The sequence below is a fragment of the Paenibacillus hemerocallicola genome (genome assembly GCF_006265175.1).
Classification (GTDB): Bacteria; Bacillota; Bacilli; order Paenibacillales; family NBRC-103111; genus Paenibacillus_AB; species Paenibacillus_AB hemerocallicola.
On the sequence record NZ_VDCQ01000100.1, the window covers coordinates 18,140 to 27,712 of the forward strand.

Sequence of the window (9,573 nt, forward strand, 5' to 3'; positions counted from 1 at the left end):
TTTTACTTTTTCTATTGGAAAACATTGGGCGATCCGGTATAATCGAGGGAATCGCTATGAAATAAAATGAAACCGCTTGCATAATCCGACCGGCGAATGCGGCCGAGTTATCAAGCAAGCGGGGAACTTCTTCGAAAGGAATGATGCGATTGGAAGTTTCGGTCAACCGGCAGCCGATACGTCCCCAGCCTTCCAACGTCGGCTTGACGAAGCTTTACTTGTGGGTGTTGTCCTATGTCTGGCCGCACAAAAGGGTGTTTATAGGGCTCATCGTTTGCAATCTGTTCATCTCGTTGATCGAGATGTCGATTCCGAAGCTGATTCAGTATTTTATCGACGTACTATTGCCGAGTCATAACGAGAAGCTTTATTATTCACTTCTTGGTGCGACTGCCCTTATTGTCGCTTTCATGTTTGTTCTTGCCGCAGCCAGGAACAATTTGCAGCGCGACGTTCAGGAGCTGGCCGGCCGGGATTTGCAGTTCGACGTATACAGGAAGCTGCATCAGCTCGGTTACGCGCACTACGAGCGGCATCCCGTAGGCGAAACCTTATCTCTGCTGAACACCGATGTAACGGCCGTACAGCAAATTTACCAATCGTATTTGCCGAAGCTGATCCAGCAAGTGTTGTTCGTTTCCGTTATGACGACCGTCATGTTTATGACGCAGTGGAAGCTGTCGTTGGCCGTAATCCCGTGTTTTCTGCTGTTTTATTTATTCGCCCCTTATTTGACGAGGAAAACGACCGCGTTCGGGCGCCAGCGCACCGAGAATGGCAAGCTCATGAATAAGCGAATGTACGACAGCTTAATGGCGCTCCCGGAAGTCCGCGCGAACGGCGGCGAGAAATGGGACTTGAACCGATTGCTCGGGACCGTATCGGCATATAACCAAAGCGATGTAAAATCTAACTATTTTGCGCTTGTCCGAGGTTCGTTGCGAAGCTTATCGATATCTCTCGGAGCGGTCGTTCTGTTTCTGTACGGTTCGCAGCTAGTCCAAGCCGGGGCGCTTACGGTTGGCGAATTCATCGCCTTCCTTTTCTACTATTTCATGACGATCGGGATGTTCTCGTTTATTATTATGTCCTTGGCTACCCAGAAATCGATCTTGTTCCAGGCCGAAGCTGTCTACCATTTCATGCGGCGCACTCCGGAGGTGTACGAGCCCGAGCATCCCGTTTCGCTGCCTTCGGTACAAGGCGAGCTTCGTTTCAGCAATGTCCGATTCGACTATCCGGAACGCCCCGGGATTCTAAAGCATTTCGATTTGCATATCCGTCCGGGCGAAAAAGTGGCGATAGTAGGACAAAGCGGCATCGGCAAAACGACGGCGCTGAAGCTGATCGGCCGGTTCTATGATCCGACCGAAGGCGAAATCGCGCTGGACGGCGTCCCTATACGGAAGCTGTCCCTTTCAGAGCTCAGAGGCGCGATCGGATTCGTGTTCCAGGAGACGTATTTGTTCAACGAGTCGGTCAAAGAAAATATCCGCTTCGGCCGACCGGGAGCGACGGATGAAGAAGTGGAGGCCGCGGCCGCGGCTGCTTATGCCCATGATTTCATCATGCAAATGCCGGAACGCTACGATACGATGGTCGGTGAACGGGGAAGCAGCATGTCCGGGGGGCAAAAACAGAGAATCGCGATCGCCAGGATGATCATTAAAAATCCGGCCGTTATTTTATTGGACGAAGCGACATCCGCACTGGACGGCGCAAGCGAGACGGAGGTCGGTTTGGCGCTGGAGAGGCTTTTCCAAGGACGGACGATCGTGGCCGTTGCGCACCGCGTGTCGACGATACGGCAATTCGAACGCATCGTATTGATCGCCGACGGACAAGTCGCCGAATCCGGGAGCTACGACGAGCTGATGTCCCGCAAGCGACTTTTTTACCGGCTGGTGAACGGGAGGTCGGAGGAGCTTGAGTAACGGGAGATGGGTCTGGCAGCGGATATTGAAGGTCAAATGGTACTATGTGTTCATTATTACATCGCTGGCCGTGGAAGCCGCGATTCATCTATCCGCCATCGGCGTTCAAAAGATTGTGATCGATCACGTTTTCGTTCGGGGAATGTACGGCCAATTGCCGATTGTTTTGGGATTGTTCGCCGCCGTCGTAATACTGGACTCCGTTCTTTTCACTTTTATTAGAACGACGATGTTTCGTAATAAATCGAGAATCCGCTATCAGCTTATTGCCGAATGGATGGAACGTTTCTATCGAATCCCGATCAAGCAATATCGGAACGCCAAAAACGCGAACAACCTGCAAGTTTTAACGAAGGAAGTCGAAAGCATCTCCGGCCTGTTGGGGCAGCGGCTTCCCGAAGGCGTACAGACAATCGTCAAAACGCTCTTGCTGCTAATCGCGATCGGGCTGGCCAGTCCCTACGTGCTGCTGATCGTAGCATTCTTAAGCCCGGTATACATTGGCCTCGGCAACCATTTCGGCCCCAGACTGAAGCGGGTGGCCAAGGAGAAAAGCGAGCTTCGTTCCATGCTGCTCGGACGCATGGAGGAAGGCGTTTCCGCCGCGAGAGAGATCGCCGCCTTCAATGGGCAAATAGAGGAAACGAAACGTTACCATCGGATGTTTCGGCATATTTACGAGAAAGCGATCGAGGAAAGCGGTTTGACCAATAAGCAGGCAGTATGGACGGGGCCGCTCAAATGGGGGGCTAACCTGATTGTACTGGCTTTTCTGGGACACGGAGTGTTTCGCGGAACCATTTCGCTCGGCACCTTCGTTATCGTGTACCAGTTCGCATCCCAGCTGATCGATTCGATAAACGGGGCATACGGCTTTATTGTCGGGCTCTCCGGCTCCTTCGCAACTGTCGAGAGGTACCGCGAGGCGGCCGACATCGAAGCGATCGATCCGGGGAGACGTAAGCTGAAGGAAGCGATACGCAGTGTGGAGCTGGAATCGGTCGAATTCCGTTATGGCGACGAGACGCCTCCCGTGCTGCGGGATCTAACCGTGTCGCTCCCCATCGGTAAAAAAATCGCCTTTGTCGGAGCGAGCGGAAGCGGCAAATCGACAATCGCCCAGCTGCTGGTCAGATTTTACGAACCGACCGGTGGTCGTCTGCAGGTCAATGGGGCTCCACTCGATCAGATCGATAGGGAGCAGTGGGCGAACCGAACGGGCATAGTGCTCCAAGAGCCGTACTTATTCCCGGATACGATCAGAAGCAATATTGCATTCGGACGAAACGTAACGGATGAAGCAATCGCCGATATGTGTCGCAAGCTGCTGATACACGACGTAATCATGTCTTTTCCGAAAGGCTATGATACGGATGTAGGCGAAAGAGGAATCATCTTATCGGGCGGGCAAAGACAAAGAATCGCCATCGCGAGATCGCTTCTTGCCAATCCCGACATTCTACTGCTCGACGAGGCGACGTCGGCTCTCGATGCGGAGACGGAACGCGAAGTGCAGCAGCATATAGACGGGATGCGCCGGGGACGCACTACGATTGTTGTCGCGCATCGGCTATCTACTGTAGAGAACGCCGATATCCTATATGTATTGGATCACGGAGCCATCGTCGAGCAGGGGACTTATGGCGAGTTGTCGGTTAACGGTCCCGTCTTCAAGCGGCTGCTGCATGCTCTTGAACAAAAAGAGGAGAAGGCTCGATAAGAAGCGAATGAAAGTATGGAATAGAGACTTGTTACTCGGACAAGGGTGTCTCAAGCAGCCGCTCGACCCTTTCGCAAAATTGCGAGGGATCGATCGGTTTGCCGATAAAATCGCTCACTCCGAATTGGACGGCATGCCGGATTTTCGTTTTTTTCGGATCTCCGGTTACCATGAGCACCGGGATGGGGCTGGATACCGGATCCGTTTTCAGATTCTCCAACACGGATAACCCGTCCATGCCCGGCAAATTGATGTCTACGATGATCAGATCGAAGCGGGTCAAATTCACCCTTTGATGGGCGCCGAAAAACTGTTCGGCCGATTCGAACGGCGTAACCTCGTATTGGCGAAGCTCCAGCAGCTGCTGGACCATTAGTCTAAACGGACCGCTATCGTCGATCAGCGCGATTTTTTTGGTCATTATCATTCTCCTTAAACGGGGATTTGGAGGCAACATGGCACATTCCGACGACGAGTACAACGAGAAGCTGAAACGCATTATTCGCCAAGCGCAGACACTGTTTCTTCAAGATGCGGCGAGCAGGATGTCCGAGGTGGAAGCCGGCCTGCGGCAATGGACGGAGCATGAATTGTCATTTGATGAAACGGTGGATCTTATTCACCGGCATGTGCATGCGCTCAAGGGCGTGGCATTGACGATTCAATACGACGATATCGACCTCGTTTGCAAACAAATTTTGGAACGAGTCCATACGGTCGAGGAAGACCGATCGACAGGCGAAGGGTACGACGATGCTGCCGAGCATCATGAAATGAGCGAGTTCGCGAGCGAGCTTGGTCTTCTGAAACAATTGTTGGGCCAGTATGGTTAATGGAGCTGTTTTCCAATAGCCAATCCGTTCCATTGTATCACAATCCTCCTGCTTCCCGAGGAGGATTTTTTGTTTACCGTTGCAACGCGATGGCGCAACCGTTCCGAATTGTCACACTATTCTCGCTTTTCACGCGGGCAATTGGAATTAAATAGGATTATACTGTAATTGCAAGGAAAGAAAACGGTAGGGATGGTGCTCATGAACAATTGGTTCCGCCGAAACAAGTCCGCCAAGGTTGAAGGAACGCCGCTTCCCGCATCATCTGGATTCACTCCGGCTCCCCGTGTCGTGTCCGAAGATTCCGTCTCGACCATTCTGCATGCACGAAGAATGAACAGTTGGCTGGATGAAGCTTACAGCGATTGCGAGAAAAGCGGAGGGTTCGAGCATCTGGAAGGAAGAGGGAAGCCGGTGGACATCCCTGTCGGGGATGCATTGAATTCGATTTTGAAAAACGCGAGCTACCTTCCTTCATGGCTCGAGCTGCAGCATGAAATACGCGATGACATTCGAGCTTTGCTGAAAAAGTATGACCCGGACCTGCCTCCGACCGCCAAAGCCGAATTGGATGCGATCAACAAGAAGATTGCGCGATATAACGCAACTGTGCCTACGCCCATCTTGCAAAAGGGCAAGCTTCATATCGAATCGGTCCATGAGCAAGCTAAAAAATGGGAATAGCTGATGTTGTGCAAGCATAGTGAAGAAGGACTATACGAAATACTAGTACGGGCCGGTATTCCGCATTCGGATCTCCGGCTCTATTTCGGTTTATCGGCTTTTTCCCGGTTGTCAATCGCTGATGTTAGACGTATTATTGTGACCATAAACGTTATTTGCGCTGACGAGGAGGAGCTGGAATGAAGCACGGAATTACGGTCATGACCTTCAATTTGCGGGTAATCGCAGCCAAGGATCCATTCGACTGGGAGCAAAGAAAGTATTGGATCGCTGCCGTTATAGACGACTGCAAGCCGGATTTGATCGGAACGCAGGAAGCGACGATTCCGATGCTGGGCTGGTTGAAGGAACGTTATGAAGGAGAGTATGACATATACGGGGAAAACCGGAACAACTCGCTGGAAGTCGGCGAATTTTGCGCCGTGTTCGTGAAGAAGGCGAAGTTCTCCGTGATCAGGAAGCAATCGTTCATGCTCTCGGAAACGCCCGAAGTAATCGGCAGCAAAAGCTGGGACTCCGCATGCGAACGAATTTGCTCGTGGGTCGAGCTGGCGGGCAAAGAGGATGGCAAGCCTATGCTTCGGCTATTTAATACGCATCTGGATCATAAGGGAACGGTAGCGAGACAAGAAGGGCTTAAGCTAGTGTTGGACAAAATACGGGATGTCAATCAAAGCGGCGGTCCGCTTCCTTCTCTGGTCGCCGGCGATTTCAATGCCAAGCCCGATAGCGGATTATTCGATGTTTTGAAGGATTACGAATCCGTAGCGAGCTGTTACGATCTTTTTACGGAAGAGGAGAAGCTGCATAGCCGAACGTTCCATGACTATAATGGAGGCTCGGAAGGCAGCCCTATCGATTACATACTCGGCTGTGCGGGCATTCGATTTGTTTCCACTGCGATAAGAAGAGACCGGATCGAGGATGGGTATCCTTCCGACCATTATCCGGTATTGTCGAGCGTATCGTGGGAGAGTTACGATCGGGAAGATGATACCATGTAGACGGTATCTTGCTGTATCAAGGAGGAAGGCGGATCTTGGCATGAACACGATTTTACTTATCGAGGACGAGAAACATTTATCGAGGTTTATCGAGCTGGAGCTTCGCAACGAGTCGTTTGCCGTAACGGTCGCGCACGACGGGAAGACGGGACTGGAGCTCGCCTTGAAGGAAGATTGGGGCGCCATCCTGCTCGATTTGATGCTTCCGGGCATAGACGGTCTGGAAGTTTGCCGGCGAATCCGTATGGTGAAAAAGACGCCGATCCTGATGCTGACCGCCAGGGACAGCGTAACGGACAAAGTATCCGGACTGGACAGCGGGGCCGATGACTATATCCCGAAGCCGTTCGCGATCGAGGAGCTGCTTGCCCGCATTCGAGTCGTGTTTCGGAGACGGGAAGATAGTGTCGGCGAACAGAGCGGTTCGCTGATCGCGTTCCAAGATCTGAGCGTCAATTTGGACAGCAGAATCGTAAGCAAAGGAAGCGAAAGCATCGAGCTGACGAAGCGGGAATATGACCTGCTCGTCGCTTTCATGAACAATCCGAACCGGGTGATGACCCGCGAAACGCTGCTGGATAAAGTGTGGGGGTTCGAGGCGGTCGTCGATACGAACGTCGTCGATGTATATGTGCGATATTTGCGGAATAAAATCGACAGCCCGGGCGAATCCAGCTATATTCAGACTCAGCGGGGTATCGGATACGTGATGAGAAGATGAGAAAGCCGTCATTCGCAATGGGCAGTCTTCCGATCAAGTGGAAATTGACCCTATGGTCTTCGCTGCTGCTCTTTCTTTTATTCGCTGCGTACAATGCCGTCCAATACCTATTTATCGAGAAGTGGATGCTCCAGCAGGAAAAGGTCGACACCCGGCAAAACATGAGAGAAATATTGAACTACTTTCTCGAAAATGAAGTAGCGTTCGACGAGCCGAATATCGCGCAAATTCGCGGTTTTCTCGAGAAAGTGAACGATCGGGATCAATCGATTCGCGTGCTGGACAGCAGAGGCCGACCGATTGTCGTCGTTTCCAACAACATGCCGGACGAATGGATCGATTCGATCCCGGCTCATACACCGGAGAAAACCGGTTTGACGTATTACAAGGACCGGTTGTTGATCATGAGAAGTCCGTTCACGATATTCGATTTTAACGGAACGGTCGAAGTCGTCAAAAATACGGAGGACTTCGTCAAGCTCATAACCGCATTCTCCCGAATCATGCTGATTTGCGGCTTGGGAGCGATTGTCATAAGCGGCTTGGGAGGCGGACTATTGGCCCGACAACTGCTCAAACCGCTTCAGTCGATGGCGGACGCGATAAGGAAAATTAAACAAAAAGGGTTGCACGAACGGGTCCGGGTAAACCATAACCAGGACGAGATTGCTACTTTGATGAAAATGTTCAATGAAATGATGGACCAGGTCGAACGATCGTTTCAGCAGCAGCGGCAGTTCGTCGAAGACGCCTCCCACGAGCTGAGAACGCCGATTGCGATTATGGAAGGTCACCTATCCTTATTGCGGCGATGGGGGAAAAACGACCCCGCCATATTGGAGGAGTCGCTTCATGTCTCCATTCAAGAGCTCGCCCGTCTGAAAGGACTCGTCCAAGAGCTGCTGGCGCTCACTCGAGCGGAAGAAATCATTCCGATCGATGGTGTCCAAGCGGCGAACCCGGATGAGGTGATACGTCACGTTGTGAAACATATAGAAGTCGTATACGATTCATTTCGGTTCGATACCGAGCTGGAGCCGTTAGCCGGTATGAGCATCGCGATATCGGTACAGCATTTGGAGCAGATCCTGCTCATTATTTTGGATAATGCGGTAAAGTATTCGACGGATCGGAAGCGCGTGCTTTTACGAGGAACCGTATCGGGCGGTATGGTGTGTATCGAAATATCCGATTGCGGTATTGGCATACCCGAATCGGACTTGCCTTACGTATTGGATCGTTTTTACCGCGTGGATAAGGCGAGAAGCCGCGAGCAGGGCGGGCACGGTCTAGGTTTGTCGATTGCGAAACGTCTCGTGGAGCGATATAACGGAACGATATCGATTCAAAGCAAAGAGAATGAAGGCACGTCAGTGTCGGTTAACTTTCCGGCATTGCCATCCGACATGTAAAATGTCCCTCGAACATTGTACATGTTTTTTTATTTCTCACATCGTTTTCTCATTTTTGTCGGCTACAATGGTAAAGTAGCTCGTGTTTGCTGCTAATGATTTTCATTATCAGCTTAAGGCATGGCCGTTTGAGGGGGAGCTCTTTTTTTTGAGATACGAGTGAGAATGAATATTATCATCAATAAAATCGAGAGGGAGAACCAAATGAGAAGGAAGTACATAGCGAATGTCATGCTGCTGTTGTTGACCGTAATTGTAATGGTCGGCTGCGGCTCCAACAACGCCGGAAGCGGCGCGAAAAATGCGGCGGCACCGAATGCGGATGTCAACTCGGGTAAGCCGGCCGAATCGAACAACAAGGGCAAGGAGCAAGTCGTTAACGTTTTTACGGCAAGACATTATGACGTAGACAGCGTATTATTCGACGCCTTTACGAAGCAGACGGGCATTAAAGTGAACGAAGTAAAAGGAACGGCCGAAGAGCTCGTCGAGCGCTTGAAGCGGGAAGGCGCCAGCTCGGAGGCGGACTTGTTCATTACCGTTGACGGCGGCGTGCTGAACTATGCGAAGCAAAACGCCGTGCTTCAGCCCCTTCAATCGGCCGCGATCGACAAAAACGTTCCCAAGCAATGGCGCGACAAAGATAACAGCTGGGTCGGGATCGCTACCCGCGCACGCGTCATCGTCTATGCGAAAGACCGCGTAAAGCCGGAGCAATTGTCCACGTACGAGGATTTGGCGACGGAGAAATGGAAAGGCAAAGTATTGGTCCGCTCCTCGTCGAGCTTGTACAACCAATCGCTTCTCGCTTCCTTCGTCGAGCTGAACGGCGAGCAAAAGGCCGAAGAATGGGCGAAAGGCATCGTCGCCAATTTGGGCCGCAAGCCCGAAGGCGGAGACCGCGATCAAGCCAAGGCGATAGCGGCAAAAGTCGGCGACGTGGCCATCATGAACACTTACTATGTCGGACAAATGCTGAATTCCAAAGATGCGGAAGAAGTCAAAGTAGCGCAAAACATCGGCGTGTTTTTCCCCAATCAGGGCACGACGGGCACCCATCTGAACATAAGCGGCGTCGGCTTGACGAAGCATTCCAAAAACAAAGAAAACGCGATCAAGCTGGTCGAGTTCATGACGGGCAAAGAAGGGCAAACGATGCTGACGCAAGGAAGCTTCGAGTTCCCGGTCAACGAGACGGCGGACAAGCCCGAGCTGCTGAAGTCGTGGGGTACGTTCAAATCCCAGCAGCTGGATTTCTCCAAGCT

The 9,573-nt window shown here is 51.7% G+C and carries 9 protein-coding genes; 8 read left to right on the forward strand and 1 reads right to left on the reverse strand.

Annotation, left to right across the window (positions count from 1 at the left end; translation table 11 throughout):
- Window positions 1–140 precede the first annotated feature (140 nt).
- Entirely contained in the window at window positions 141–1,934 is a 1,794-nt protein-coding gene (locus FE784_RS38220; protein WP_139607544.1) for an ABC transporter ATP-binding protein, read from the forward strand.
- Window positions 1,927–3,654, forward strand: coding sequence for an ABC transporter ATP-binding protein (locus FE784_RS38225; RefSeq protein WP_139607545.1), 1,728 nt, complete (start codon window positions 1,927–1,929; stop codon window positions 3,652–3,654). The genes FE784_RS38220 and FE784_RS38225 overlap by 8 nt, the downstream gene beginning before the upstream one ends.
- Window positions 3,655–3,685: 31 nt before the next feature.
- Here the strand turns inward: FE784_RS38225 and FE784_RS38230 are convergent, their stop codons facing one another.
- A complete protein-coding gene (locus FE784_RS38230; protein WP_176706817.1) occupies window positions 3,686–4,075 on the reverse strand; it encodes a response regulator in 390 nt (129 codons plus the stop codon).
- A 34-nt stretch (window positions 4,076–4,109) separates the two neighbouring features.
- Between FE784_RS38230 and FE784_RS38235 the strand changes: the two genes are divergently transcribed.
- From FE784_RS38235 to FE784_RS38260, 6 genes are all read left to right on the forward strand, one after another.
- Window positions 4,110–4,487 carry an Hpt domain-containing protein gene (locus FE784_RS38235; protein WP_139607547.1) on the forward strand — a complete coding sequence of 126 codons (378 nt, stop codon included), beginning with the start codon at window positions 4,110–4,112 and terminating at the stop codon, window positions 4,485–4,487.
- A gap of 168 nt (window positions 4,488–4,655) precedes the next feature.
- Complete coding sequence (locus tag FE784_RS38240; protein ID WP_139607548.1) at window positions 4,656–5,171, forward strand: DnaJ family domain-containing protein; 516 nt, start codon at window positions 4,656–4,658, stop codon at window positions 5,169–5,171.
- Between the two features lie 179 nt (window positions 5,172–5,350).
- Window positions 5,351–6,175, forward strand: coding sequence for an endonuclease/exonuclease/phosphatase family protein (locus FE784_RS38245; protein WP_139607549.1), 825 nt, complete (start codon window positions 5,351–5,353; stop codon window positions 6,173–6,175).
- 40 nt (window positions 6,176–6,215) lie between these two features.
- Window positions 6,216–6,896, forward strand: coding sequence for a response regulator transcription factor (locus tag FE784_RS38250; RefSeq protein ID WP_139607550.1), 681 nt, complete (start codon window positions 6,216–6,218; stop codon window positions 6,894–6,896).
- Window positions 6,893–8,308 (forward strand): HAMP domain-containing sensor histidine kinase, encoded by a 1,416-nt coding sequence (locus FE784_RS38255; protein WP_139607551.1) that lies wholly within the window; start codon window positions 6,893–6,895, stop codon window positions 8,306–8,308. The genes FE784_RS38250 and FE784_RS38255 overlap by 4 nt, the downstream gene beginning before the upstream one ends.
- Before the next feature lie 204 nt (window positions 8,309–8,512).
- Window positions 8,513–9,573: Fe(3+) ABC transporter substrate-binding protein (locus FE784_RS38260; protein WP_139607552.1), on the forward strand; the 1,061-nt coding region annotated here is incomplete at its 3' end.